General features: G+C 73.1%; 26 protein-coding genes. 13 read left to right on the plus strand and 13 right to left on the minus strand.

Translation table 11 applies throughout. From position 1 onward, the window contains the following. Positions 1 to 7 precede the first annotated feature (7 nt). The 6 genes from CHR28_RS02665 to CHR28_RS02690 form a co-directional block, all read right to left on the minus strand. A complete protein-coding gene (locus CHR28_RS02665; RefSeq protein ID WP_094052118.1) occupies positions 8 to 442 on the minus strand; it encodes a hypothetical protein in 435 nt (144 codons plus the stop codon). 28 nt (positions 443 to 470) lie between these two features. Further along, on the minus strand, positions 471 to 1,307 hold the full coding sequence (locus CHR28_RS02670; protein ID WP_094051794.1) for a DUF1206 domain-containing protein: 837 nt from the start codon (positions 1,305 to 1,307) through the stop codon (positions 471 to 473). A gap of 133 nt (positions 1,308 to 1,440) precedes the next feature. After that, on the minus strand, positions 1,441 to 2,301 hold the full coding sequence (locus CHR28_RS02675; RefSeq protein WP_094051795.1) for an ANTAR domain-containing protein: 861 nt from the start codon (positions 2,299 to 2,301) through the stop codon (positions 1,441 to 1,443). Positions 2,302 to 2,419: 118 nt separating this feature from the next. Continuing rightward, positions 2,420 to 2,683 (minus strand): DUF5133 domain-containing protein, encoded by a 264-nt coding sequence (locus CHR28_RS02680; protein ID WP_094051796.1) that lies wholly within the window; start codon positions 2,681 to 2,683, stop codon positions 2,420 to 2,422. Positions 2,684 to 2,712: 29 nt separating this feature from the next. Further along, positions 2,713 to 3,576, minus strand: a complete 864-nt coding sequence (locus CHR28_RS02685; RefSeq protein ID WP_094051797.1) for an RNA polymerase sigma factor SigF — start codon at positions 3,574 to 3,576, stop codon at positions 2,713 to 2,715. 210 nt (positions 3,577 to 3,786) lie between these two features. Beyond that, positions 3,787 to 4,221: an ATP-binding protein gene (locus tag CHR28_RS02690; RefSeq protein WP_094051798.1), complete on the minus strand. Its 435-nt coding sequence runs from the start codon at positions 4,219 to 4,221 to the stop codon at positions 3,787 to 3,789. 268 nt (positions 4,222 to 4,489) lie between these two features. Here CHR28_RS02690 and CHR28_RS02695 point away from each other — a divergent pair, with 268 nt between their 5' ends. From CHR28_RS02695 to CHR28_RS02705, 3 genes are all read left to right on the plus strand, one after another. Further along, complete coding sequence (locus CHR28_RS02695) at positions 4,490 to 4,711, plus strand: hypothetical protein (protein WP_094051799.1); 222 nt, start codon at positions 4,490 to 4,492, stop codon at positions 4,709 to 4,711. A gap of 99 nt (positions 4,712 to 4,810) precedes the next feature. Beyond that, positions 4,811 to 6,292, plus strand: coding sequence for an aminotransferase class I/II-fold pyridoxal phosphate-dependent enzyme (locus tag CHR28_RS02700; protein ID WP_094051800.1), 1,482 nt, complete (start codon positions 4,811 to 4,813; stop codon positions 6,290 to 6,292). A 263-nt stretch (positions 6,293 to 6,555) separates the two neighbouring features. Then, positions 6,556 to 7,011, plus strand: a complete 456-nt coding sequence (locus CHR28_RS02705) for a cyclic nucleotide-binding domain-containing protein (protein WP_094051801.1) — start codon at positions 6,556 to 6,558, stop codon at positions 7,009 to 7,011. 7 nt (positions 7,012 to 7,018) lie between these two features. On the opposite strand, the gene CHR28_RS02710 is transcribed toward CHR28_RS02705, so the two are convergent. Beyond that, positions 7,019 to 8,311 (minus strand): MFS transporter, encoded by a 1,293-nt coding sequence (locus CHR28_RS02710; RefSeq protein WP_094051802.1) that lies wholly within the window; start codon positions 8,309 to 8,311, stop codon positions 7,019 to 7,021. 84 nt (positions 8,312 to 8,395) lie between these two features. Continuing rightward, complete coding sequence (locus CHR28_RS02715; RefSeq protein ID WP_094051803.1) at positions 8,396 to 9,013, minus strand: LysE/ArgO family amino acid transporter; 618 nt, start codon at positions 9,011 to 9,013, stop codon at positions 8,396 to 8,398. A gap of 70 nt (positions 9,014 to 9,083) precedes the next feature. Here CHR28_RS02715 and CHR28_RS02720 point away from each other — a divergent pair, with 70 nt between their 5' ends. Beyond that, positions 9,084 to 9,983: a LysR family transcriptional regulator ArgP gene (locus CHR28_RS02720; RefSeq protein ID WP_094051804.1), complete on the plus strand. Its 900-nt coding sequence runs from the start codon at positions 9,084 to 9,086 to the stop codon at positions 9,981 to 9,983. A gap of 37 nt (positions 9,984 to 10,020) precedes the next feature. Here CHR28_RS02720 and CHR28_RS02725 read toward each other — a convergent pair whose 3' ends face one another. After that, positions 10,021 to 10,728 (minus strand): TetR/AcrR family transcriptional regulator, encoded by a 708-nt coding sequence (locus tag CHR28_RS02725; protein WP_094051805.1) that lies wholly within the window; start codon positions 10,726 to 10,728, stop codon positions 10,021 to 10,023. Between the two features lie 125 nt (positions 10,729 to 10,853). On the opposite strand from CHR28_RS02725, the gene CHR28_RS02730 reads away from it, so the two are divergent. Next, positions 10,854 to 12,071: a saccharopine dehydrogenase family protein gene (locus CHR28_RS02730; RefSeq protein WP_094051806.1), complete on the plus strand. Its 1,218-nt coding sequence runs from the start codon at positions 10,854 to 10,856 to the stop codon at positions 12,069 to 12,071. 113 nt (positions 12,072 to 12,184) lie between these two features. Next, the gene (locus CHR28_RS02735) at positions 12,185 to 12,436 is read left to right on the plus strand and encodes a WhiB family transcriptional regulator (protein WP_094052119.1); all 252 of its coding nucleotides are present in this window, start codon (positions 12,185 to 12,187) and stop codon (positions 12,434 to 12,436) included. Positions 12,437 to 12,592: 156 nt separating this feature from the next. Here CHR28_RS02735 and CHR28_RS02740 read toward each other — a convergent pair whose 3' ends face one another. Further along, the gene (locus CHR28_RS02740) at positions 12,593 to 13,036 is read right to left on the minus strand and encodes a DUF6098 family protein (RefSeq protein WP_094051807.1); all 444 of its coding nucleotides are present in this window, start codon (positions 13,034 to 13,036) and stop codon (positions 12,593 to 12,595) included. 144 nt (positions 13,037 to 13,180) lie between these two features. Here CHR28_RS02740 and CHR28_RS02745 point away from each other — a divergent pair, with 144 nt between their 5' ends. Continuing rightward, positions 13,181 to 13,531, plus strand: a complete 351-nt coding sequence (locus CHR28_RS02745; RefSeq protein ID WP_094051808.1) for a DUF488 domain-containing protein — start codon at positions 13,181 to 13,183, stop codon at positions 13,529 to 13,531. A gap of 106 nt (positions 13,532 to 13,637) precedes the next feature. Here the strand turns inward: CHR28_RS02745 and CHR28_RS02750 are convergent, their stop codons facing one another. Together CHR28_RS02750 and CHR28_RS02755 are read right to left on the minus strand one after the other, a co-directional pair. After that, positions 13,638 to 15,311 (minus strand): FAD-binding dehydrogenase, encoded by a 1,674-nt coding sequence (locus CHR28_RS02750; protein ID WP_094051809.1) that lies wholly within the window; start codon positions 15,309 to 15,311, stop codon positions 13,638 to 13,640. A gap of 16 nt (positions 15,312 to 15,327) precedes the next feature. Further along, positions 15,328 to 15,960, minus strand: coding sequence for a TetR/AcrR family transcriptional regulator (locus CHR28_RS02755; RefSeq protein WP_256984095.1), 633 nt, complete (start codon positions 15,958 to 15,960; stop codon positions 15,328 to 15,330). 123 nt (positions 15,961 to 16,083) lie between these two features. Here CHR28_RS02755 and CHR28_RS02760 point away from each other — a divergent pair, with 123 nt between their 5' ends. The 3 genes from CHR28_RS02760 to CHR28_RS02770 all read left to right on the plus strand — a co-directional run bounded on the left by CHR28_RS02760 (position 16,084) and on the right by CHR28_RS02770 (position 18,865). Next, positions 16,084 to 16,707 (plus strand): alpha-ketoglutarate-dependent dioxygenase AlkB, encoded by a 624-nt coding sequence (locus tag CHR28_RS02760; protein ID WP_094051811.1) that lies wholly within the window; start codon positions 16,084 to 16,086, stop codon positions 16,705 to 16,707. Positions 16,708 to 16,844: 137 nt separating this feature from the next. After that, the gene (locus tag CHR28_RS02765) at positions 16,845 to 17,591 is read left to right on the plus strand and encodes an MBL fold metallo-hydrolase (RefSeq protein ID WP_094051812.1); all 747 of its coding nucleotides are present in this window, start codon (positions 16,845 to 16,847) and stop codon (positions 17,589 to 17,591) included. A gap of 41 nt (positions 17,592 to 17,632) precedes the next feature. Continuing rightward, positions 17,633 to 18,865, plus strand: a complete 1,233-nt coding sequence (locus CHR28_RS02770) for a DUF4032 domain-containing protein (protein ID WP_094051813.1) — start codon at positions 17,633 to 17,635, stop codon at positions 18,863 to 18,865. A gap of 1 nt (position 18,866) precedes the next feature. On the opposite strand, the gene CHR28_RS02775 is transcribed toward CHR28_RS02770, so the two are convergent. After that, the gene (locus CHR28_RS02775) at positions 18,867 to 19,760 is read right to left on the minus strand and encodes a universal stress protein (RefSeq protein WP_094051814.1); all 894 of its coding nucleotides are present in this window, start codon (positions 19,758 to 19,760) and stop codon (positions 18,867 to 18,869) included. A gap of 190 nt (positions 19,761 to 19,950) precedes the next feature. Between CHR28_RS02775 and CHR28_RS02780 the strand changes: the two genes are divergently transcribed. Genes CHR28_RS02780 through CHR28_RS02790 form a run of 3 tightly spaced genes read left to right on the plus strand, consistent with a single transcriptional unit; the run spans position 19,951 to position 23,422 of the window. Continuing rightward, positions 19,951 to 21,627: an FAD-dependent oxidoreductase gene (locus CHR28_RS02780; RefSeq protein ID WP_094051815.1), complete on the plus strand. Its 1,677-nt coding sequence runs from the start codon at positions 19,951 to 19,953 to the stop codon at positions 21,625 to 21,627. Further along, positions 21,624 to 23,069 carry an ATP-binding protein gene (locus CHR28_RS02785; protein ID WP_094051816.1) on the plus strand — a complete coding sequence of 482 codons (1,446 nt, stop codon included), beginning with the start codon at positions 21,624 to 21,626 and terminating at the stop codon, positions 23,067 to 23,069. The genes CHR28_RS02780 and CHR28_RS02785 overlap by 4 nt, the downstream gene beginning before the upstream one ends. Beyond that, entirely contained in the window at positions 23,066 to 23,422 is a 357-nt protein-coding gene (locus CHR28_RS02790) for a UBP-type zinc finger domain-containing protein (protein ID WP_094051817.1), read from the plus strand. The genes CHR28_RS02785 and CHR28_RS02790 overlap by 4 nt, the downstream gene beginning before the upstream one ends. The last annotated feature ends 10 nt before the right edge of the window (positions 23,423 to 23,432 follow it).

Here is a 23,432-nt window from a genome sequence, read left to right on the forward strand (position 1 = left end):
CCGCCGGTCAGAAGTCGGTGGGCAGTCCGCTCACCTCGGCGATGCCCCGCAGTTCCTCGGTCTGCCGGTGCCGTTCCTTGATGTAGTCGGCTATCTCGCCGAGCCGGACGGGGTCGGACGCGGTGGTCGCGTCGGTGACGATCCGGACCGGGCCGGTGTCGTCGACGTCGAGTTCGATCACTTCGTTGTCCAGGCGGCCGGTCACGGCGGTGGCGATGACGAGGGCGACCTCGTCACGGACCTCCTGGGGCAGCTCGTCGTCGCCCCCGGAATCGAGCGCGAAGTCGAGGCTGGACAGGCGTTCCTCGTCGATCGCCTCGAGGACGGGTTCCACCACGCGCATCAGGAGGCGGTAGTCCTCCGTGTCCATCCGGATGCGCAGGAGGTCCAGGTACACGTCCACGGGCCGGCCGTCGCCATGCGGAATCTCGGAATCGCTCATCCGCATCGTGTTCCCCGGCTGACGCGGCTCAGACGCGCCGCCAGCGGGCCATGGCGAAGGAGAACACCCCGAACAGCACCAGTCCGGCCGCGACGCACACCAGCAGCCAGGGGCCGAGCGGGGTCTCGGCGAGGCTGCGCAGGGTGTCGTCCAGGCCCTTGGCCCGGTCGGGTTCGTAGTCGATCGCCGCGCGGACGGCGAAGACACCGGCCACGGCGAAGACCAGCCCGCGGGCGGCGCCGCCGGCCACGCCCGTGACGTCCACCAGCCGCCGGGTGCGGCGGCTCATCTGTCCCAGCCGGAGCTTGTCGTGGTACTTGCGCATCACGGCGCGGACGGCGATCCAGCCGCCGGCGCCCACGACGACGAGCCCGGCGGCGCCGACCAGCCACTGCCCGCCGGGTATCTCCAGGGCCCGGGCCGTGGCGTCCCGGGACTGCTGGTCGCTGGAGTTGCCGCTCTGGTGGCGGCTGACCGCGAAGGCCAGCACGGAGTAGGCGACGAAGACGTAGAAGGCGCAGCGGGCCGCCGCCATCAGCCGCTTGCGGGGGCTGCGGCCGTCCTTGCCGACCGAGCCGAAGACCACCTCGGACAGCCGCCACAGGGCCATGCCGACGAGCCCGATGCCCAGCGCCCACAGGAGCACCGCGCCGAACGGCTGGTGTGCCAGTTCCTGGAGCGCTCCCCCGCGGTCGGCCTGCCGGCCGGTGTCGCCGAAGGCGATCTGCAGGGCCAGCGCCCCGACGAGCAGATAGATCACGCCCCGGGCGGTGAAGCCCGCCCGTGCCGCCCCCTCGGTCACCGAGCCCCGCGCCATCCGCCGGGCCCGGAAGCGACCGCTCTGTGCCATCGCACTCGTGTTCATGTCGACCTCCCGGGACTGCGGATGCCCCGGGTCGGCGGCCGCACACCCGGGGCACCCTTCGGACCAGGGCATTCCGGTTGGTGGCGCGTCCCTGAGTCCCCGTCGGTGCTGCGGTGCCCCGCGTGTCACGGGCTCAGGACCGCCGCAGCCGGGCGCCCCGGCGGGCGCGGCCGAGGGCGTGCAGGTACTCCAGGGCGTCCAGGACCACCGTGTAGTCGTGCCAGGCGAGCCAGCGGCCCGCCTGGACGCCCATCCCGTCCAGGGCCTTGACCTGGGCGGGTGTCAGTCCGCGCAGGGGCCGGTCCATGTGGGCCGAGACCATGCCGACGCACAGCCCGGACGCGGTCGTCAGCGGGACGCTGTGACAGGCCCGGCTGCCCGCCGCGAGGATGGCCTGCCGGGCGGGCTCGGTGAACACCGGGGCGCTCTCCACCTCGCGCACGGTGACCTGGGCGACGTCCCGGGCGGCCTGCGCGCAGGACGTGCCGTCCTCCCCGACGTGGGCGAAGAAGTCCACGAAGTCCGGGGTGAGCCCGGTGTGCTCCTCGATGCTCAGACCGCCCCGGGCCCGGTCGGCGAGCTGGACGTTGCCCATGCCGGTGTCCGTCACCGCCAGCGTGTGGCTCAGTACCGCCTTCAGGACGGCGCCACGGCTGCCGGAGCCGGAGGTGTGGGCGGTGGTGAAGGCGAGGTCCGGCTGCGGATGCCGGACGCGGCGCGGGAACCACAGCGTCTCGCGGTCGTCGGGTCGTTCCACGGTGACCAGGAGGTTCACGAGGGTCCGCAGCTTGACGTTGTAGCGCTGGGAGGCCCGTTGCAGCAGTGCGAAGGCGCTCTCCCCGTCGGCCAGCGCGTACCGCTCCTGCAGCATGCCCTGGGCCTGTGAGATCAGCGGGTACACGCGCGCCCGGGCCCGCAGGTCGCGCACCTCGGCGCGCAGCCGCTCCAGTTCACCGTCGTCGTCTGCGGCCTCGGGCCGCCGCGCTGTGGACATGGGACTCCCTGGTGCTCCGAGCGGTGTGGGGGGACACGAAGGTCCGGCCGGCGGCGACAGCCGCCGGCCGGACCCTCGGTGCTGGGCGCCTTCCCCGTCGCGCCGGGCGCACACGCGCTCAGGCGGGTTCGGGGGCCGCCATGCGCTGCTCGGTGACCAGGGAGACGGGCTCGCGGGCCGGTGCGGGTGCGGCCGCGAGCCACTGGTGGGCGGCTTCCAGGGCGTGCCGGACGTCCCTGGTCCCCGTGGACACGCACAGCGTGTACGCCAGGTCGCGTGCCCGTGCGCTCACCTCTGCCGTCGCGCGGCCGGCCTCGATGGCCGACAGTGCCTCGTACTCGTCCACGAGGCGGCGCAGCACGGCGGGATGGGGCCTCAGCATGTCGTATCGCTCCTTGTCGGTTCGGGTGGTCAGGCCGTGGCCGAGGGGCCGCCGGTGCCCCGGTTGCCCGTCCGCTGCCCCAGGACCTCGTCGCGCACGCGGGCGCAGCTGCGGCTGATGAGGCGGGAGACGTGCATCTGGGAGATGCCCAGCCGGTCGGCGATGCGGCTCTGTGTCATGTCTTCGAAGAAGCGCATGTAGAGGATGGCCCGCTCGCGTTCCGGCAGCCGGCGCAGGCCTTCCTTGGCGGACTCGCGGTCGACCACGGTGTCGTAGGACGAGTCGGCCGCGCCGAGGGTGTCCGCGAGGCTGTAGCCGTCGTCGTCGGTGGACAGTTCGGCGTCCAGCGACAGCGTGCTGAAGCTGTCGAGGGCCTCGAGTCCGGCGTTGACCTCGTCCTCGGTCAGGCCGGTGTGCGTGGCGATGTCCGCCACGGAGGGCTCGGGGCTGCCCGGGTTCTGGGTGAGTTCACGCCGTGCGACGCGCACCTTGTTGCGCAGTTCCTGTACGCGGCGGGGGACCCTCAGGGCCCACATGCGGTCCCGGAAGTGGCGCTTGACCTCGCCGGTGATGGTGGGGACGGCGTAGCTTTCGAAGGCCCCCCGGCTCGGGTCGAACCGGTCGATGGCCTTGACGAGCCCCAGGGCGGCGACCTGACGGAGGTCCTCGATGGACTCGCCGCGGTCGCGGAAACGGCCGGCGATGCGGTGGGCCATGGGCAGCCAGAGCGTGACCAGTTCGTCGCGGACGGCTTCCCTCTCGGGCCCTTCGTCGAGCTCCGCCATTCGGGCGAAGAGAGCGGCGGTGTCGGGCGCGTCGTCGTGACGCCGCTTGGTGGCGGTGGTCGTCGTTTCGGGCGTGCCGGGACGGTTGGTGGGCGTTTCAATGAGCATGCGGATTCGCTCCTGAACGGTGGTTTCAGGGACTTACCGCGGGAAGGTCGCTGCCCCGATCGACCTCGACGGCCGCCGGGGCAGCCATACCGCTCCCGCTGGCGCGCCTCCGGTCCGAAGCACGAAACTGCGTCTGCCCTGCCCCCGGTGGAACAAACTCCGCTTTGCTGTGCAATCTTCGGGAACCGTTTCGGCTCCGGTCGAAGCAGCTCAGGACAGGGGGACCACAGCGGTGATGCGCTTGCCCCCGGACGGCAGGTCCGACACCCGCACGTCGCGGGAGAGCCGGCAGACGATGGGCCAGCCGTGGCCGCCGTGCCGCGTCCGGCCGTGCTGGTCGGTGCGCGGGGCGGTCACCGGCAGTGCGTCGCTGCGGTCGCTCACCGAGACCCGGACGCCGGGTCCGTCGACGTCGACGTGGAAGTCGGTGACCCCGCCTCCGTGCAGGATGGCGTTGGTCGTCAGCTCCGAGGCGACGAGCAGCGCGTCGGACAGGGCGTCCTGGTCGCACGGGGTGCGGGTGGCGCGGCAGCGTTCGGCCACGGCCCGCTCCACGGCCCGGCGCGCCTCGGCCGGCTGACACGGCCGGACCCGGTTCGCGCCGGGCGGCTCGTCCACGAATTCGATCATGTGCTCGTCGCACATCCTTCTGCTCCCTGGTCGGTCGGGACGGAAGGACGGTTCCGGATCACTGCTCCACGGCCCGGGGCACGGGCACGCCTCGGGGTCACGGACCCGTTGCTTCCGTCGGCTGCCGCGGCGTTTCGCACGCATACCTCGCGAGCGCCGCGGGCTCTTCTCTTCGGCTCACCGGTCGCCGCACCTGCAAACCTGCGGTGCATGTCCTCGGCTCGAAAAGCCCCCGGACGGGCGCGGGTGCCATCTCCGGGCGTCGCCGGGGTACGCGAGGGTCATGACCGATGTGGTGGATTCGGATGAACTGCTGCGACGCATCCAGCGGGCGAGGGCGTGCGCGCTGCGGGAGGAGCAGGCGTGGCAGACCAGGAGCGAGCAGCTGGGCGCGACCGACCCCCAGGGCGCCCGGGACGCGACGGTACGGCGCATGTCCTACGAGGCGGTCCGGACGGTGCTGGACGAGATCCTGACCCCGGGCCGGCAGTCGACGCAGAGTTGACGGCCGGGCAGGCGTGACGGCGGCCGGCCGCCTCGTGCACGGCGGGGCCGGCCGCCGCCCTCGCGGATTGTTCGCGTCCGGGTCGGGAACCCGGTGCGCATGACAGTCGACCACACCCGTGCACCGGTTCTGGAAGCCCTGGACGCGTACCGCCGCAAGGGGCACCTGTCGTTCACGCCGCCCGGGCACAAGCAGGCCCGCGGAGCCGATCCGGAGGCCCGGGAGATCCTCGGGGACGCCGTGTTCCTCGGGGACGTGCTGGCCTCGGGCGGTCTGGACGACCGGCTCACCCGGGGCCGGGTGCTGCAGCGGGCGCAGGAGCTGATGGCCGACGCGGTCCACGCCGACCACACGTACTTCAGCACGTGCGGCAGCTCCCTGTCGGTCAAGGCCGCCATGCTGTCGGTCGCGGGTCCGCACGAGAAGCTGCTGATCGGGCGGGACGCCCACAAGTCCGTGGTGTCGGGCCTGATCATCTCCGGCGTCGAGCCGGTCTGGGTCGAACCCCGCTGGGACGCCGAGCGGCACCTGGCGCATCCGCCGTCCGCCGAGGAGTTCGACCGGGCCTTCGAGGCCCACCCGGACGCCCGCGGCGCGCTCGTCACGAGCCCCACCCCCTACGGCGGCTGCGCGGACCTGCGCGCGATCGCCGAGGTCTGCCACCGGCGCTCGCGTCCGCTGATCGTCGACGAGGCGTGGGGCGCGCACCTGCCGTTCCACCCCGACCTGCCGTCCTGGGCGATGGACGCGGGCGCGGACATCTGCGTGACCAGCATCCACAAGATGGGCAGCGGCCTGGAGCAGGGCTCGGTCTTCCACCTCCAGGGCGACCTCGTCCCGCCGGCCCTGCTCGGGATGCGCGCGGACCTGCTGGGCACCACCAGCCCGTCGGTGCTGATCTTCGCGGGCCTGGACGGCTGGCGCCGCCAGATGGCGCTGCGCGGCGAGGAGCTGATGGGCGGCGCACTGGACCTGGCGGCGGAGGTGCGTGCGGCCATCGAGGAGATCGACGGGCTGCACGTCAACGATCGGAGCGACTTCTGCGGTCCGGGTCTGTCGGACGACTTCGACCCGCTGCCGGGCGTCATCGACCTCACCGGGCTCGGCATCTCCGGCTACCAGGCGGCGGACTGGCTGCGTGAGCACCGGCAGATCGACGCGCATCTGGTGGACCACCGCCGGATCGGCGCCCAGATCACCCACGGCGACGACCGGGAGACGACCGGCGAGCTGCTCTCGGCGCTGCGCGATCTCGCCCGGGTGGCGCGGGACCTGCCCGAGGCGCCGCGGGTGGAGGTGCCCTCGCCCGCCGAATTGCGGATGGAGCAGGCGGTGCTGCCGCGGGACGCCTTCTTCGGTCCGGCCGAGGACGTGCCGGTGGCGCAGGCGGCCGGGCGGGTCGCTGCGGAGATGATCACGCCGTATCCCCCGGGCATCCCCGCGGTCCTGCCGGGTGAGCTGCTCACCGAGCCGGTGCTGGCGTATCTGCGGACCGGGCTGGCGGCGGGCATGCACCTTCCCGACCCGACGGACCCCGAGCTGGAGACGGTCCGGGTCGTCGCCGAGGGCGCCACGAAGTGAAACCGGTCACGCGACCCGCTCTCGGGTAGGTCAACGGCCCCAGAATGGTTTACCGTTCATCCATACGTGGTGACGGAGTCGACCCCCGTCCTCCGTGCCACCACATTCGGCCCTGGCTGGTTTCCCCCGTCCAGCCAGGGCTTTCTCATGCCCGGACGGCCCGGATCAGGAAGTCTCGTACGCCGAGGTGCCCGCGGCCCCGCCAGCGGCTGAAATGGGCGTAGGGACAGCACCGCAGTCGACCGCCCGGCGAGGAGCTCCGCATGACCAAAGCGATCAAACTCCTGACCGCCCTGCCTCCGCCCCAGCGGCAGCGCCTGATGACGCTCGCCCGGGAGGTGTCCTTCCCCGAGGACGCCCGGATCTTCGAGGCGGACGGCCCGGCCGACCGCTTCTGGGTCATCCGCTCCGGTGCCGTCTCCCTCGACCAGCAGGTCAACTCGCTGCAGCGGGTGACCGTGGCCAGCCTCGGCGCGGGCGACCTGCTGGGCTGGTCCTGGCTGTTCCCGCCCTACACCTGGGACTTCGGCGCGGTGGCGTTCAGCCCGGTGCGGGCCTACGAGTTCGACGCGAGGGCCGTGCTGGACCTCTGTCAGGAGGATCCGCAGCTCGGGCTGACGCTGGTGCGCAACGTCGCCGAGGTGCTGGCGCACCGGCTGGAGATGACCCGGGGCAAGCTCATGGAGCAGTACACGCTGCACCGGCGCGGGGCGCTGTGAGACCGCGTCAGACCCGATAGCGGCGCAGCGCCGGCACCGCGGCGGCCAGGAGCAGCATCACGGCGACGACCAGCAGCCCGCCGCCCGCGACGGCCGTGCGGGGCCCGAAGGCGGAGCCCGCGGTGCCGTGCAGCACGTCGGCCAGGCGCGGGCCGCCCGCCACGACGACGGTGAAGACGCCCTGCATGCGTCCGCGCATCTCGTCGGTGGCGGCGGACAGCAGGATCGCGCCGCGGAAGACCATCGACACCATGTCCGCGATCCCGGCGACGGCCAGGAACGCCACCGCGACCCAGAGGTCGGCGCTCAGCCCGAAGCCCGTGATGGCCGCGCCCCAGACGACGACCGCCCCGATGACCATCCAGCCGTGCCGGCGGGCCCGGGAGAAGGTGCCGGAGAACAGCCCGCCGAACACCGCGCCGATGGGAACCGCCGCGAACAGCAGACCCAGCGCGAGCCCCTCGCCGTAGGGGGCGTAGGTCTCGGCGGCGAGCTGCGGGAACAGGGCGCGGGGCATGCCGAGGACCATGGCGACGATGTCGGCGAGGAAGGACAGCAGCAGCACGGTGTGCCCCCACATGTAGCGGAAGCCGGCGGCGATCTCCTTCACGCCCGCGCGCCGTGCCGTCGCGCCGGTCAGGGGCGGCAGCGACGGCAGCCGGTACACGGCCCACACCGTGACGCACAGGGCCAGGGCGTCGACGAGGTACAGCTCGGGCAGGCCGACGACGGGGATGAGAGCGCCGGCCAGCAGGGGTCCGGCCACCTGTCCGGTCTGCATCACCGTGGAGCCGAGGGCGTTGGCGGCGGGCAGTTCGTCCGCGGGCACCAGACGGGCGATGGAGGCGCTGCGGGCCGGTGCGTTCAGGCCCCAGAAGGCCTGCTGCAGCGCGAGCAGCACCATCAGTACGGCCACCGACTCCAGGCCGGCGAAGGCCTGGAACCAGAACAGCAGCGAGGTGACCGCTATGCCGGTGTTGGTGATCAGCAGCAGCCTGCGCCGGTCCATGGTGTCGGCGATCGCCCCGCCCCACAGGGCGAACACGATCAGCGGCACCAGGCCCGCCAGGCTCGCGGCGCCCACCCAGGCCGAGGAGCCCGTGATGTCGTAGATCTGCTTGGGCACGGCCACGGCGGTGAGCTGGCTGCCGACGGCGGTGACGACGGTGGAGCCCCACAGCCGCCGGTAGGCCGGGCGGCGCAGCGGACGGGTGTCCATGGCCCAGCGGCGCCAGCCGCGCCGCCGGGGCGCCTCCGGCTCGGGGTCCGGCCGTCCGGTCGTGCTCTCGCTCGTGTCCACGCGCCGTCGCTTTCTCGATGCTCACTACATCTTTCCGGGCGGGATCACTATCGCACCCCCGGGCCGGTCGCCCGGCCGCCGAGGTCAGCTGGCGGCGATGAGCAGGGCACCGAGCACGAGCATCGTGGCCGCGACCAGACCGTCCAGGACGCGCCAGGCGGCGGGCTTGGCCAGGAACCGGCCGAGCAGCCGGGCACCGAACCCGAGGGCGGTGAACCAGCACAGGCTGGCCAGCACCGCGCCCAGGCCGAACGTCCAGCGCAGCGGTCCGTGGTCGGCGGCGACGGAGCCCAGCAGGAAGACGGTGTCGAGGTAGACGTGGGGGTTGAGCCAGGTCATCGCCAGGCAGGTGAGCACGGCCCGGCGCACCGAACCGGCCGCCTCCCCCTCCGTGCGCAGCGCGCCCCCGTCCGGCCGGAACACCCGGCGGGCGGCCAGCGCGCCGTAGGCCAGCAGGAACGCGCCGCCGATCCAGCCGACCGCTCTCAGCGCGCCCGGCCAGGTCACCACCACCGCGCCCACCCCGCCGACCCCGAGCGCGATCAGCAGCGCGTCCGACAGCGCGCAGATGGCGACGACGGCGAGGACCGCCTGACGGCGGACGCCCTGGCGCAGGACGAAGGCGTTCTGGGCGCCGATGGCGACGATCAGGGACAGTCCGGTGCCGAAACCGGCGGCGCCGGCGGTGAGGGTGCTGGTCATGGCGTCGACGCTACGGACGAGCCCGGATCCCGGTCCAGCTAAAGATTCTTACGTAACATCAGCAGATGTGATGATGCCCGATCTGCCCCTGGATCAGCTGCGGACCCTGCTGGCCGTCGTCGACGAGGGGACGTTCGACGCGGCGGCGGCCGCGCTGCACGTGACGCCGTCGGCGATCAGCCAGCGCGTGAAGGCGCTGGAGCAGCGCACGGGCCGGGTCCTGCTGATGCGGTCCAAGCCGGTGCGGCCGACCGAGTCCGGCGAGGTCCTGGTGCGGCTGGCCCGGCAGGTGGCGCGGCTGGAGCGGGACGCGTTCGCCGAGCTCGGGCTGAGCGGCACCGGTGAGCCGACCCGGGTGACGGTGGCGGTGAACGCGGATTCGCTGGCCACCTGGTTCCTGCCCGTGCTCTCCCGGGTGCCGCCGGCCTCGCGGCTCTACTTCGAGCTGCGCCGCGAGGACGAGGACCACACGGCGGCGCTGCTGCGGGAGGGCGTGGTGATGGCGGCGGTGACGTCGTCGCCGGATCCCGTGCCGGGCTGCTCGGTGCGCGCCCTGGGGCGGATGCGGTACCTGCCCGTCGCCGCGCCGGACTTCGCCGCGCGACATCTGACCGGGCCGATGGCCGAGGCGCTGCTCCGGGTGCCCGTGGTGGTCTTCGACCGGCGCGACGACTTCCAAGACGGCTTCGTGCGGCGGCTCACCCGGGGACACGGCGGCGCGAGCGCGCTGCGCCACTACGTGCCGACGTCGGAGGGCTTCGTCGAGGCGGTCGCCGCCGGGCTGGGCTGGGGCCTGGTGCCGGAGGCCCAGGCGGATCCGCTGCTGCGCGCCGGCCGGCTCGTGGGCATCGCCCCGGACCGGAGCGTGGACGTGCCGCTGTACTGGCAGCAGTGGAAGCTCGACTCGCCGGCCCTGGCCCAGGTGGCGGAGACGGTCACGGCGACCGCGGCGGGTGCCCTGCGCACCTGACGCCCGCACCCCCCACCGGGGCCGGCCCCGCCGCGCTCTACTCCCGGGTGGCCCCCAGCCGGGCCGCCGCGCTGTCCAGGAGCATCTCCAGGGCCGTCGGGTAGGCGCTGGTCACCATCCGCGTGGCGAGCAGGGGGGCCGCCTCGGCGATGCGGGGGTGGGTGGCGGCCGGCAGCCGGGCGTAGGTCGAGCGCCACATGTCCTCGTCGGCCCGCAGGGAGTCCCGGGGCAGGGCCAGGGAGGCGGCGTCCAGGGCCGCGAAGCCCAGCGTGGTGTCGATGAACGCGTGGTACACCCGCACCGCCTCCGGCAGCGGGAAGCCCGCCGTGCGCAGGACGTCCAGGACCGCCTCGTCGGCCGCGAGTTCGTTGGCCCGGCCCGAGACCCGGCTCGCGGTGAGCACGGCCGCCTGCGGATGCTCCACGTACGCGGCGTGCACGGCCAGCCCGAACGCCCGCAGGTCGGCCCGCCACTCCCCCGTGCGCCGCCAGCCGTCCAGCGCCTGGCCGATCAGGGCGTCGCCGATGGCGAGGGTCAGATCGTCCATGCCCCGGAAGTACCGGTAGAGCGTGCTCGGGTCGGCGTCCAGCGCGAGACCGAGGCGACGGGCGGTCAGGCCCGCGCTGCCGTGCTCGCGGAGCATGCGCAGCGCCGTCCGGACGATCAGTTCCTCGGACAGCACCGTGCCGCGCTTGGTGGGTCTGCGCCGGCGGCGTTCGCCCTCGGGCACCACGGGCTTGGGCACGTCGGTCTCCTCCTCCTGGGTCCAGGGTCCCGGCCTTATGCCAACGCCATTGACCTTATGTCGGCGGGCGGCGTTGTATCTCCCCGAGGGCGCGCCACGTTCTTCGCACAAAGGGAGTTTCTGACATGCGTGTACTGCTCGTGGGTGCCGGCGGTGTGGGCGGCGCGATCACCCGGATCGCCGCCCGGCGGCCGTTCTTCGAGGCGATGGTCGTGGCCGACTACGACCCGGACCGGGCGACGGCGGCGGTCGCGGCGCTCGGCGGCGATCCGCGGTTCACGGCCGAACGGGTCGACGCGGGCGACGAGGAGGCCGTGGCCGGCCTGCTGGCCTCCCACCGCTGTGACGTCCTGCTCAACGCCACCGACCCCCGCTTCGTGATGCCGCTGTTCCGCGCGGCCCGGGCGGCGGGCGCCACCTATGTCGACATGGCGATGTCGCTCTCCCGGCCGCACCCGGAGCTGCCGTACGAGGAGTGCGGGGTCAAGCTCGGCGACGAGCAGTTCGCGCAGGCCGAACAGTGGGAGAAGGAGGGCCTGCTGGCCCTGGTCGGGATGGGGGTGGAGCCGGGCCTGTCGGACGTGTTCGCCCGCCACGCCGCCGACGAGCTCTTCGACGAGATCGAGGAGATCGGCATCCGGGACGGCGCGAACCTCACCGTCGACGGCTACGACTTCGCGCCCTCGTTCAGCATCTGGACGACCATCGAGGAGTGCCTCAACCCGCCGGTCGTCTACGAGGCGGACCGGGGCTGGTACACCACCGCGCCCTTCAGCGAGCCCGAGGTGTTCGACTTCCCCGAGGGCATCGGGGAAGTCGAGTGCGTGAACGTGGAGCACGAGGAGGTGCTGCTGGTCCCGCGCTGGGTCGACGCGCGCCGGGTCACCTTCAAGTACGGCCTGGGCCGGGAGTTCGTCGAGACGCTGCGGACCCTGCACCTGCTGGGCCTGGACCGCACCGACCCGGTGACGGTGCCGGGGCCGCGGGGGCCGGTGGCGGTCTCGCCCCGGGACGTGGTGGCCGCGTGCCTGCCCGACCCGGCGACGCTGGGCGAGCGGATGCACGGCAAGACCTGCGCGGGCACCTGGGTGCGGGGCGTGAAGGACGGCAGGCCGCGCGAGGTGTACCTGTACCACGTGGTCGACAACCAGTGGTCCATGGCGGAGTACGGCTCGCAGGCCGTGGTGTGGCAGACCGCCGTCAACCCGGTCGTCGCGCTCGAACTCCTCGCCACAGGCGCCTGGTCGGGGGCCGGCGTGCTCGGCCCGGAGGCCTTCCCGGCCCGGCCGTTCCTCGACCTGCTGACCGCCTACGGGTCCCCCTGGGGCATGCGGGAGCAGTGAACGAGTGTGAACGGTTCTCCACGAAGGCGCTGTTTCGCCGGGCATCGACAGGTGACCCGAAGAGGAGTAAGCATCCGAAAGAGCACGTTTCTACTGCGATGCAGGTGACTTCGATGGACAACTGGCGAGACCACGCTGCCTGCCGGCACGAGGACCCCGAGCTCTTCTTCCCGATCGGCACCTCCGGCCCGGCCCTGATGCAGACCCAGCAGGCCAAGGCGGTGTGCCGGCGCTGCCCGGTACAGGAGCAGTGCCTGGAGTGGGCTCTGGACACGGGACAGTCCATCGGCGTGTGGGGCGGGACGAGTGAGGACGAGCGGCGTGCGCTGAAGCGGCGCGCCGCGGCCCGGCGCCGTTCCGGCTGAGCCGGGGCGGGCCGCCCGCAGCCGTAGAGGCGGCGAGCGGCCCGGCCCTCCCCCGCGTGACCGCACGCGACCCACGGAACCGCGCGGGCCCGGGCCGTTTCCACGGCCCGGGCCCGCGCGTTTCTCGTCTGTGGTTCAGCCGCTCTCGTCTGCGGTTCAGCCCCTTCGCAGGGTCCCCCAGGGCTTCTCCTGCCGCGCCACCTCCGCCTTCGCCTCGTCGATCACCTGCTGGTCGATCCAGCCCAGCGCGTCGACGTCGGTGACCAGGGGCTCGTTGTCGGGCCCGCGCGCGCACTCCTTGCCCGCGAGCACCCAGGGGCGCACCCCGGGCCCCTTCTCGTGCGGCAGGTGGGCGTAGTCGTACAGCCGCCTCGCCACCCACACGCGGACGGGCCGGTCCTCCCACCAGTCCTCGACATCGAGCGGATTGGCGGACAGGCCCGGCATGGACACGCCCGTCAGATCGTCCGTGCTGGACGCATCGCGGAGATCGGTCTCCGGGCCGCGGGACCAGCGCACGTACAGGCCCTCGTGCCCGTCCACGAGCCCGGCGAGTTCGTCGAGTGTGCGCACGACCGGCAGGTCGTCCGATGCACTCATGTCGTGACCTCCTTCCTCGACGCGGTCAGGCGGACGGAGTACCCGCCCGGCGCGAGCGGAATCGGCCCTTCGGCACGGCGCGCCGTCGCCACCGGGGGGCGTTACGCTCGCGGCACGTCCGTCCGCCGCGGAAGGGGCCCGACCATGAGCGTGCGCGTGCGCCGCGTCTACGATCCGCCCGAGCCGCGGGACGGGGTGCGGGTCCTGGTGGACCGGCTGTGGCCGCGCGGTCTCGCGAAGGACGCGGCGCGGGTGGACGCGTGGCCGAAGGCCCTCACCCCGTCGACGGAACTGCGGCGCTGGTTCCACGCGGGCGAGGGCTCGTACGAGGAGTTCGCCGAGCGGTACGAGGCGGAGCTCGCCGCCGGCGAGGCGGCCGAGGCCCTGGAGGGCGTCCGGGAGCTGGCCCGCCGGGGCGAGGTGACGCTGCTGACCGCGTCGAAGACCCCCGAGCGCAGCCACGCCTCGATGCTGGCCCGCCTCCTGGGGGCGTAGGCCCCGGCGGAGCGGGAGGAGGCGGGCCGGACGACACGGGCGGGGGCAGCAGGCGGGCGGGGGCAGGTGGGTCGTCGCGGGGCGGGTCAGGCCGGGCCGTCGCCGGTCAGGCGGTCTGCCCGGCCGCCGCCCGGCCCGCGGCGCGCCCGGAGAAGAGGCAGCCGCCGAGGAAGGTCCCCTCCAGCGCGTTGTAGCCGTGCACCCCGCCGCCGCCGAAGCCGGCGACCTCCCCCGCCGCGTACAGTCCCTCGACCGGACTGCCGTCGGCGCCGAGGGCACGGGAGTCGAGGTCGGTCTGGATGCCGCCGAGCGTCTTGCGGGTGAGGATGTGCAGCTTGACGCCGATGAGGGGGCCCGCTGCCGGGTCGAGGATGCGGTGCGGGCCGGCGACCCGCCCGAGCCGGTCGCCGATGTAGCGGCGGGCGTTGCGGATGCCCTGGACCTGGGCGTCCTTGGCGTAGGGGTTGGCCATCTGCAGGTCGCGGGCCTCGATCTGGCGCTTGATCTCCGCGGCGTCGAGCAGGGGCTTGTCGGTGAGCTGGTTCATCTTCTCCACCAGCTGCTCGATGCCGGGCGCGGTCACGAAGTCGGCGCCCTTGCGCAGGAACGCGTCCACCGGTGCGGGCGCGCCCTTGCCGAGGATGCGTTCCTTGAGGAATCCGGCGCGGTCCTTGGCGGTGATGTCGGGGTTCTGCTCGGAGCCCGACAGCGCGAACTCCTTCTCGATGATCTTCCGCGTGAGGATGAACCAGGAGTGGTCGTACCCGGCGATGTCCTCGGTGGTGCGCAGGTGCTTCAGGGTGCCGAGGGTGTCGTAGCCGGGCAGGTACGGGCCGGGCAGGCGGCGGCCGAGGGCGTCGAACCACATGGAGGACGGGCCGGGCAGGATGCGGATGCCGTGCCCGGGCCAGATCGGGTCCCAGTTCTGCAGGCCCTCGGTGTAGTGCCACATGCGGTCCCGGTTGACCAGGCGTGCGCCGGCCTCGGCGCTGATGTCGAGCATCCGCCCGTCGACGTAGGCGGGGACCCCTGTCACCATCTCCCGCGGCGGGGTGCCGAGGCGCTCGGGCCAGTGGTGGCGGACGATGTCGTGGTTCGCGCCGATGCCGCCGCTGGTGACGATCACGGCCTGGGCGGTGAGGGTGAACTCGCCGATGGAGTCGCGGTTGGAGGCCACACCGCGGGGGGCGGTGTCCTCGGCCAGGACCGTGCCGCGCACGCCCGTCGCCGTGCCGCCCTCGACCACGAGGGCGTCGACGCGGTGGCGGTGGTGGAAGGTGAGCAGGCCGTCGCGCGCGGCCTGCTTCGCGGAGCGGACGAAGGGTTCGACCACGCCGGTTCCGGTGCCCCAGGCGATGTGGAAGCGGGGGACGGTGTTGCCGTGTCCGTGCGCGGTGAGGTCGCCTCGCTCGGCCCAGCCGACGGTGGGCAGGAAGCTGATGCCGTGGCCGTCGAGCCAGGACCGCTTCTCCCCCGCGGCCCACTCGACGTAGGCGCGTGCCCAGCGCACGGCCCAGGAGTCCTCGTCGTCCAGCCGGTCGAAGCCGGCGCTGCCCCGCCAGTCGCTCCAGGCGAGGTCGAAGGAGTCCTTGATGCCGAGGCGGCGCTGTTCCGGGGAGTCGACGAGGAACAGCCCGCCGAAGGACCAGAAGGCCTGGCCGCCGAGGTTGGCGGCGTTCTCCTGGTCGACGAGGGCGACCCTCCTGCCCCTGCTGGTCAGTTCGTGTGCCGCGACCAGGCCGGCGAGGCCGGCTCCGACGACGATGACGTCGGCATCCATGGCGACGTTCCCTTCCTCAGTGCTTCGCGTGATCGGGAGTGCCGCTGCCGTCGGTCAGCAGGGCCGTGAGCAGTTGCTTCAGCCAGGCCCGGGCGTGTTCGACGTCCCGGTCCAGCAGCAGTTGCGTGGTGACGCCGTCGTACGCCGCGACCACGGCGTGGGCGGCGCCGTCGGTGTCGCCGAGGACGGCGGGCAGCGCGGTGTGCCCGCGGGCGCGGGCGAGGCGGTCGGCGATCGCCCCGCGCAGCCGGGCGCGGTGTTCCAGCAGGGTGCGGGCCACGTCCGGGTCGCGGGCGGCGTGCACGAGGAAGTCCGTCTTCACCAGCAGCCAGTTCCGGTCCAGGAGCAGCACCTCGGTGACGCGGTCCACGGCGGCCGGGACGTCCAGGCCGGGCCCGTCCTGGGCGAGGGCCCCCGCCACCTGCCCTGCGATCAGCTCGGCCCGCTGCTGGTAGAGGGCGAAGAACAGCTCGTCGAGGCTGGAGAAGTTGGAGTAGAAGGCGCCCCTGCTGTAGCCGGCGGCCTCGCAGATCTCCTCGATGGAGACGTGCCCGAAGCCCTTGGCGGCGAAGACGGCGAACGCGGCGTCCAGCAGGTTGGCGCGGGTGCGCACCCGGCGCCGGGTCACCCGGCCGGTCGTTGCCTGCACAGTCGGCCTCCTTTCGATACGGGAATGTATTCGATACATCGCTGTATCGAAAGAGCCGAGGCGAAGGAAGAGAGCAGACGGGCAGGATGGAACACATTTTCGATTAAGAGATACGCTGCAGACATGCACCTCCAGGGCTCCCTCTTCGACCAGACCGACGAGATGCGCCTCGGTCCGCTCGACGGAATCCGCCGCACCGAGCTCGGCTTCGGCGCCTGGCTCGACGTGCTGCCCGGGTGGCTCTCCGGCTCCGGCGCGCTGTTCGAACAGCTGGCCGCCGAGGTGCCCTGGCGTGCGGAGCGGCGCCAGATGTACGACCACGTCGTCGACGTGCCCCGGCTGCTGGCGTACTACGGCGCGGGCGACGCGCTGCCGCACCCGGTGCTGGCCGAGGCGCGGGACGCGCTGAGCTCCCACTACGGCGAGGAGCTGGGCGAGCCGTTCACCACGGCCGGTCTGTGCTACTACCGCGACGGCCGGGACAGCGTCGCCTGGCACGGGGACCGGATCGGGCGCGGCGCCCGTGAGGACACGATGGTCGCCATCCTGTCCGTCGGAGCGCCCCGGGACCTGCTGCTGCGGCCGCTGCGCGGCGGCCGGGACACCGTGCGCCGCCCGCTGGGCCACGGCGACCTCGTCGTGATGGGCGGATCCTGCCAGCGCACCTGGGAGCACGCGATCCCGAAGAGCAGCCGCGCGACCGGGCCGCGCATCAGCATCCAGTTCCGCCCGCACGGCGTGCGCTGACACCGGCCAGGCGCCGCCCGGCGCCGGCGAACGCCCCCGCCGCACCGGCCCGTTGGACCGGACCCGGCGGTTCCGTCCGGGGCGGGGTCTGCTTTGCTGCTTCCGTCGGGAGCGGGACCACACAACGCGGGGCGATCATGCGGGCAGGCGTACGGCACGTCGCGGACGGCACCTATCTGGTGCACGGCTCGAACACGAACTGGGTGATCCTCACGGAAGGGGACGCCGTCACCCTGGTCGACACCGGCTACCCCGGCGACCGGGAGCAGCTCCTCGCCTCCCTCGCGGAGGTGGGCAGCGCCCCGGAGGCGGTCGCGGCCGTGCTGATCACGCACGCGCACAACGACCACCTCGGATCCGCCGAGTACCTGCGGTCCGCGTACGGCACGCCCGTATACCTGCACGAGGCCGAGGTGCCGCACGCCCGGCGGGACTTCCTGCAGCAGGTGACCGTCGGGACGGTGCTGCGGAACGCCTGGCGGCCCGGAGTGCTGTCCTGGACGGCGCACGTGCTGCGGTCCGGCGGCACGCAGCAGCACCCCGTCACAGCACCCGAGCCGTTCCCGCGGGCGGGCGCCCTGGACCTGCCCGGACGCCCCGTGCCGGTGCACACGCCGGGCCACACCGACGGGCACTGCGCCTACCATCTGCCGGGCATCGGTGCGCTGATCTCGGGCGACGCCCTGGTCAGCGGGCACGCCACCTCGCGGATCGAGGGGCCGCAGCTGCTGCCCGACATGTTCCACCACGAACGGCCGCGCGCGGTGGCCTCCCTGGACGTCCTGGCCGAGCTGGAGGGCGAGCTGCTGCTGCCCGGGCACGGGCCGGTGTACCGCGGCCCGGTGCGCGACGCCGCACTCCTGGCCCGGGAACGCGCCCTTTAGAGTGAGGCGACGATCGGCGGCGAGACAAGGACACCCGGCGCATGGCACTGCAGATCAGCGCGACGAACCCGGAACACCCCGCGCTCCTGCTGGAGCTGCCCTGGGACGTGCCCCTGGAGGACTGGCCCGAGGAGTACCTGGTCCCGCTGCCGCGCGGCATCTCCCGCCACGTGGTGCGCTACTCGCGCGCCGGGGACGAGGTGATCGCCGTCAAGGAGCTGGCCGAGCGGCCCGCGCTGCGCGAGTACGAGCTGCTGCGCGACCTGGACCGGCTCGGCATCCCCGCGGTCGACCCGCTGGCCGTGGTCACGGGCCGCACCGACGCGGACGGCGCCCCGCTGGAGAGCGTGCTGGTCACCCGGCACCTGGGCGGCTCGATGCCGTACCGCTCCATGTTCGAGACGACCATGCGCCCGGCCACCATGCACCGGCTGATGGACGCGCTCGCCGTGCTGCTGGTGCGGCTGCACCTGGCCGGGTTCGCCTGGGGCGACTGCTCGCTGTCCAACACCCTGTTCCGGCGCGACGCGGGCGCCTACGCGGCCTATCTGGTGGACGCCGAGACCGGTGACCTGCATCCGCGGCTCAGCCCGGGGCAGCGCGAGTACGACCTCGATCTCGCGCGGGTGAACATCAGCGGGGAGCTGCTGGACCTGGAGGCGTCCGGGGCGCTGCACCCGTCGGTGGACCCGGTCGAGTTCGGCATGGAGATCTGCGCCCGCTACCGGGGCCTGTGGGACGAGCTGACCCGCACGTCCGTCTACCCGGCGGGCAAGCACCACTACATAGAACGCCGGATCCGCCGGCTGAACGAACTCGGCTTCGACGTCGCCGAGATGCAGATCGAGCACGCCGCCCACGGGGACACGGTCACCTTCGTGCCCAAGGTCGTCGACGCGGGCCACCACCAGCGGCAGTTGCTGCGGCTGACCGGTCTCGACACCGAGGAGAACCAGGCCCGGCGGCTGCTGAACGACCTGGAGAGCTGGATGGCGACTCAGGACGACTACGCGCCCGGCGATCCTCTCGGCGCCCGGCCCGAGGTACTGGCCCACCGCTGGGTGCGGGAGGTGTTCCGGCCGACCGTGCGGGCCGTCCCGCCCGAACTGCGCGGCACCATGGACCCGGCGGAGATCTACCACCAGCTCCTGGAACACCGCTGGTACCTGTCCGAGCGGGCCCAGCACGACATCGGCCTCGACACGGCGGTCGAGGACTACATCAGGAACATCCTGCCGAAGGCGCGCAAGACGCTGCAGCCGACGGCGGAGTGAGCTACTGCGCCTTCGCGGCGTGCGGCACCACCGCCACCGGGCAGTCCGCGTGGTGCAGCACCCCGTGGGCCACCGAGCCGATCCGGGCGCCGACGGCGGTGCGGTGGGCGCGGCGGCCGACGACCATCAGCTGCGCCGTCCCGGCCACCGACAGCAGCACCTGGCCGGCGCTGCCCATCTCCACGTGCTCCTCCACCGGCACCCCGGGGAACCGCTCCCGCCAGGGCCGCACCGCGGCGGCCAGGGCCTTCTTCTCGTACGGCTCCAGGCCCCCGGCCTCGTCGAGCAGCTTCAGCGAGCCGGGGCTGTAGGCGAAGACGGGCGGCAGGGTCCAGGCCCGCACGACCCGCACGGTCGCCCCGCGCGCGGCCGCCGTCTCGAACGCGAAGCGGAGCGCGTCGGCGCTGTCCTCCGGGTCGCCCTGCTGGCCCACGACGACCTCCCGCCCGGCGGCCTCGCCCGAGGGCTGGTCGCCGGCCCGGACCAGCACCACGGGCCGGGTGGCCGCGGCGATGACCTGCTGGCCGACCGAGCCGAGCAGGAAGCCGACGATCGGCCCGTGCCCGCGCGAGCCGAGCACGAGCAGCTCGGCGTCCTCAGCGGCGGCGACCAGGGTGTCGGCGACCGGGCCCTCCACGACGTCGGTGGTCACCTCGAGCCCGGGGTGGCGTTCGGTCACGGTCGTGACGGCCTCGGCCATGGCGCTGTGCACCCACTCGGCCTGGCTGTCCGCGTCCCCTTCGATCCCGGCCTCGAGCGCCTCCTGCGGCTGGAACCGCCAGGCGTGCACCACGCGCAGCGGACGGTCGCGCCGCACCGCCTCGCGGGCCGCCCAGCCGAGGGCCGCGAGGCTCTCCTGCGTTCCGTCGACCCCTGCGGTGATCGGGCGTGTCATCCGGCTGCCTCCTTGTGTAGGTCACTGGCGATGGTGATCAGTCTTCCCCAACCTCCGCGCAGGCCGGGCGCCGTGTGGCGGTGATCTCCGTATCCGGGCGTTCCGCGGCGATCGAACATACGATGGGCGGAGGTCGGCGCGGCGCCCCGGGACGCCGTGCCGTGAGTCGACCGCCCGGTGTGGGGGACGTATGGCACAGGCCGCCGACACGGCGCGGACCGTCATCATGACCGTGGACGACGATCCGGGGGTCTCCCGGGCCGTGGCCCGCGACCTGAGGCGGCGGTACGGCGCGTCGTACCGGATCGTGCGGGCGGAGTCCGGCGAGTCGGCGCTGGACGCGCTGCGGGAGCTGAAGCTGCGCGGCGATCTCGTCGCGGTGATCCTCGCGGACTACCGGATGCCGCAGATGAACGGCATCGAGTTCCTCGAACAGGCGCTGGACGTCTATCCCGGTGCGCGGCGCGTGCTGCTGACCGCGTACGCGGACACGAACGCGGCGATCGACGCGATCAACGTCGTCGACCTCGATCACTACCTGCTCAAGCCGTGGGACCCGCCGGAGGAGAAGCTCTACCCGGTGCTGGACGACCTGCTGCAGGCGTGGCGGTCCAGCGACTTCCGGCCCGTGCCGGCCACGAAGGTCGTGGGGCACCGCTGGTCGGCGCGCTCCTCGGACGTGCGGGAGTTCCTCGCCCGCAACCAGGTGCCCTACCGCTGGTACTCCTCCGACGAGCCGGAGGGACGGCGGCTGCTGGCCGCGGCCGGCGAGGACGGACTGCGGCTGCCGGTCGTGATCACCCCGGACGGCACGCCCCTGGTCGAACCGGAGGCCGTGGACCTCGCGGCCCGGGTCGGCCTGGCGACGACCCCCACGGCGGACTTCTACGACCTGGTCGTGATCGGCGGCGGCCCCGCCGGACTCGGCGCGGCCGTCTACGGCGCCTCCGAGGGGCTGCGGACGGTGCTGGTGGAGCGGTCGGCGACCGGCGGGCAGGCCGGGCAGAGCTCGCGCATCGAGAACTACCTGGGCTTCCCCGACGGCGTGTCCGGGGCGCAGCTCACCGACCGCGCCCGGCGGCAGGCCGCCAAGTTCGGCGCGGAGATCCTCACCGCGCGCGAGGTGACGGCCCTGGAGGTCAACGGCGCGGCCCGCGTCGTGCGGTTCTCGGACGGCTCGGCGGTCGCCGCGCACAGCGTGATCCTGGCGACCGGCGTCAGCTACCGGCAGCTCCAGGCGCCCGGCTGCGACGACCTGACCGGATGCGGGGTCTACTACGGGTCCGCCCTGACCGAGGCGCCCGCCTGCCAGGGGCAGGACATCTACATCGTCGGCGGCGCCAACTCCGCGGGGCAGGCCGCGATGTACCTGTCCCGGGGTGCCAAGTCGGTGACGCTGCTGGTGCGCGGCGAGTCGCTGACGGCGTCGATGTCGCACTACCTGATCCAGCAGATCGAGGAGTCCCCCAACATCCGGGTGCGCGCCCGCACGGTCGTCGAGGAGGCGCACGGCGACGGCCATCTGGAGCGGCTGACCCTGCGGGACGTGGACACCGGCGAGACGGAGCAGGTCGACGCGCAGTTCGTGTTCGTGTTCATCGGCGCCGCCCCGCTGACCGGCTGGCTGGACGGCACGGTGCTGCGCGACGAGCGCGGGTTCATCCTCGCCGGGCCCGATCTGACCGCCGACGGCCGTCCGCCCGAGGGCTGGGAGCTGGACCGGCCGCCGTACCACCTGGAGACCAACGTGCCCGGGGTGTTCGTGGCGGGCGACGCCCGTTCCGAGTCCGCCAAGCGGGTCGCGTCCGCCGTCGGAGAGGGAGCCATGGCCGTCATGCTCGTCCACCGGTATCTGGAGCAGTCGTGAGCGGGCAGTGCGTGCCCTGCGACCCCGCGGAGATCGGGGCGCTGTTCCTGTTCGAGAAGCTGACGCCCGAGCAGCTCGGGCGGCTGTGCGCCGAGGGGCGGGTGGAGCGGTTCGAGCCCGGCCCCGTGTACACCGAGGGTGACCCCGCCACCTGCTTCTACGTGATGCTGGAGGGCACCGTCGTGCTGTACCGCCGGGTCGGCGGGGACGACGTGGAGGTGAGCCGCACCTCCCAGCGCGGGGTGTACGCCGGGTCCATGCAGGCCTACCTGGGCGACCGGGTGCGGCAGGTCTACAACAACTCCATGCGCGTCACCGAGCCGACGCGCTTCTTCGTGCTGCCCGCCGACACCTTCGCGCAGATCATGCAGGAGTGGTTCCCGATGGCGGTGCACCTGCTGGAGGGGCTGTTCTTCGGTTCGAAGAACACGCAGCGGGCCGTCGGGCAGCGTGAACGGCTGCTGGCGCTCGGCTCGTTGTCGGCGGGTCTCACGCACGAGCTGAACAACCCGGCCGCGGCGGCCGTGCGGGCGACCGCGACGCTGCGGGAGCGGGTGGGCAAGATGCGCCACAAGCTGGCGATCATCGCGCAGGGCTCGTACTCCCCCGAGGTGATGGCGAACCTCATCGACATCCAGGAGCGCACCGCCGAGCGCGTCGCCAAGGCCCCCGTGCTGAGCCCGCTGGAGGCCTCCGACCGGGAGGACGCGCTCGCCGACTGGCTCGACGACCACGGCCTCCCGGACGGCTGGCGCATCGCGCCCACGTTCGTCCAGGCCGGCTTGGACGTGGACTGGCTGGACCAGGTCGCGGCCGCCGTCGACGAGGAGATACTGCCGAGCGCGATCGGCTGGCTCAGCTACACCGTCGAGACCGAGCTGCTGATGGACGAGATCAGCGACTCCACCACGCGCATCTCGCACCTGGTCGACGCGGCGAAGCAGTACTCGCAGCTCGACCGGGCCCCGTTCCAGAACGCCGACGTGCACGAACTCCTCGACAGCACCCTGCTGATGCTGTCGGGCAAGATGGGCCCGCAGATCAAGGTCGTCAAGGACTACGACCGCACCCTGCCGAGGATCCCCGCGTACCCGGCGGAGCTCAACCAGGTGTGGACGAACCTGATCGACAACGCGGTCTCGGCGATGAACAGCGCGGGCGGCGAAGGGACGTTGACCGTGCGGACGGCCCGGGAGCACGACCGGCTGCTGGTGGAGTTCCGGGACACCGGCGTCGGCATCCCGGCGCAGGACCGGGAGCGGATCTTCGACCCCTTCTTCACGACGAAGCCGGTGGGCGAGGGCACGGGGCTCGGCCTCGACATCTCCTGGCGGATCGTGGTGAACAAGCATCACGGCAACATCCAGGTGGAATCGGAGCCGGGCGACACGCGGTTCCAGGTGCTGCTGCCGCTGACGGCGGCCGAGGAGGAGTCGGAATGAGCGACGAGAACGGTATCGACCCGAGCGTGCCGCCGAGCGGCAGCGGGTGCGCCGAGTGCGACGCGGACGGGGGGTGGTGGTTCCACCTGCGGCGGTGCGCGCAGTGCGGGCACGTGGGGTGCTGCGACAGCTCGCCGGCCAAGCACGCCACGGCGCACTTCCGGGAGACCGGGCACCCGTTCGTGCAGAGCTACGAGCCGGGTGAGAGCTGGTTCTGGAGCTACGAGACGAACGAGCTGTACGAGGGCGGGCCGGAGCTGGCCGCGCCGGTGAGTCATCCGGAGGACCAGCCCGCGCCGGGACCCGCCGGGCGGGTGCCGGCGGACTGGGCCACGGTGCTGCGGGCCGGGTAGCCCCGGCGTG

Origin of the sequence: Streptomyces sp. XY006, assembly GCF_002237655.1 — a bacterium.
Lineage (GTDB): Bacteria > Actinomycetota > Actinomycetes > Streptomycetales > Streptomycetaceae > Streptomyces > Streptomyces levis.

Coding starts and splice junctions, on each gene's coding strand:
- CHR28_RS02760 (WP_094051811.1), top strand. CDS start 16,084: ATGCACCTCCAGGGCTCCCTCTTCGACCAGACCGACGAGATGCGCCTC.
- CHR28_RS02745 (WP_094051808.1), top strand. CDS start 13,181: ATGAGCGTGCGCGTGCGCCGCGTCTACGATCCGCCCGAGCCGCGGGAC.
- CHR28_RS02775 (WP_094051814.1), bottom strand. CDS start 19,760: ATGACACGCCCGATCACCGCAGGGGTCGACGGAACGCAGGAGAGCCTC.
- CHR28_RS02765 (WP_094051812.1), top strand. CDS start 16,845: ATGCGGGCAGGCGTACGGCACGTCGCGGACGGCACCTATCTGGTGCAC.
- CHR28_RS02780 (WP_094051815.1), top strand. CDS start 19,951: ATGGCACAGGCCGCCGACACGGCGCGGACCGTCATCATGACCGTGGAC.
- CHR28_RS02770 (WP_094051813.1), top strand. CDS start 17,633: ATGGCACTGCAGATCAGCGCGACGAACCCGGAACACCCCGCGCTCCTG.
- CHR28_RS02695 (WP_094051799.1), top strand. CDS start 4,490: ATGACCGATGTGGTGGATTCGGATGAACTGCTGCGACGCATCCAGCGG.
- CHR28_RS02740 (WP_094051807.1), bottom strand. CDS start 13,036: ATGAGTGCATCGGACGACCTGCCGGTCGTGCGCACACTCGACGAACTC.
- CHR28_RS02670 (WP_094051794.1), bottom strand. CDS start 1,307: ATGAACACGAGTGCGATGGCACAGAGCGGTCGCTTCCGGGCCCGGCGG.
- CHR28_RS02680 (WP_094051796.1), bottom strand. CDS start 2,683: ATGCTGAGGCCCCATCCCGCCGTGCTGCGCCGCCTCGTGGACGAGTAC.
- CHR28_RS02750 (WP_094051809.1), bottom strand. CDS start 15,311: ATGGATGCCGACGTCATCGTCGTCGGAGCCGGCCTCGCCGGCCTGGTC.
- CHR28_RS02730 (WP_094051806.1), top strand. CDS start 10,854: ATGCGTGTACTGCTCGTGGGTGCCGGCGGTGTGGGCGGCGCGATCACC.
- CHR28_RS02790 (WP_094051817.1), top strand. CDS start 23,066: ATGAGCGACGAGAACGGTATCGACCCGAGCGTGCCGCCGAGCGGCAGC.
- CHR28_RS02715 (WP_094051803.1), bottom strand. CDS start 9,013: ATGACCAGCACCCTCACCGCCGGCGCCGCCGGTTTCGGCACCGGACTG.
- CHR28_RS02735 (WP_094052119.1), top strand. CDS start 12,185: ATGGACAACTGGCGAGACCACGCTGCCTGCCGGCACGAGGACCCCGAG.
- CHR28_RS02720 (WP_094051804.1), top strand. CDS start 9,084: ATGATGCCCGATCTGCCCCTGGATCAGCTGCGGACCCTGCTGGCCGTC.
- CHR28_RS02665 (WP_094052118.1), bottom strand. CDS start 442: ATGAGCGATTCCGAGATTCCGCATGGCGACGGCCGGCCCGTGGACGTG.
- CHR28_RS02690 (WP_094051798.1), bottom strand. CDS start 4,221: ATGTGCGACGAGCACATGATCGAATTCGTGGACGAGCCGCCCGGCGCG.
- CHR28_RS02705 (WP_094051801.1), top strand. CDS start 6,556: ATGACCAAAGCGATCAAACTCCTGACCGCCCTGCCTCCGCCCCAGCGG.
- CHR28_RS02685 (WP_094051797.1), bottom strand. CDS start 3,576: ATGCTCATTGAAACGCCCACCAACCGTCCCGGCACGCCCGAAACGACG.
- CHR28_RS02675 (WP_094051795.1), bottom strand. CDS start 2,301: ATGTCCACAGCGCGGCGGCCCGAGGCCGCAGACGACGACGGTGAACTG.
- CHR28_RS02700 (WP_094051800.1), top strand. CDS start 4,811: ATGACAGTCGACCACACCCGTGCACCGGTTCTGGAAGCCCTGGACGCG.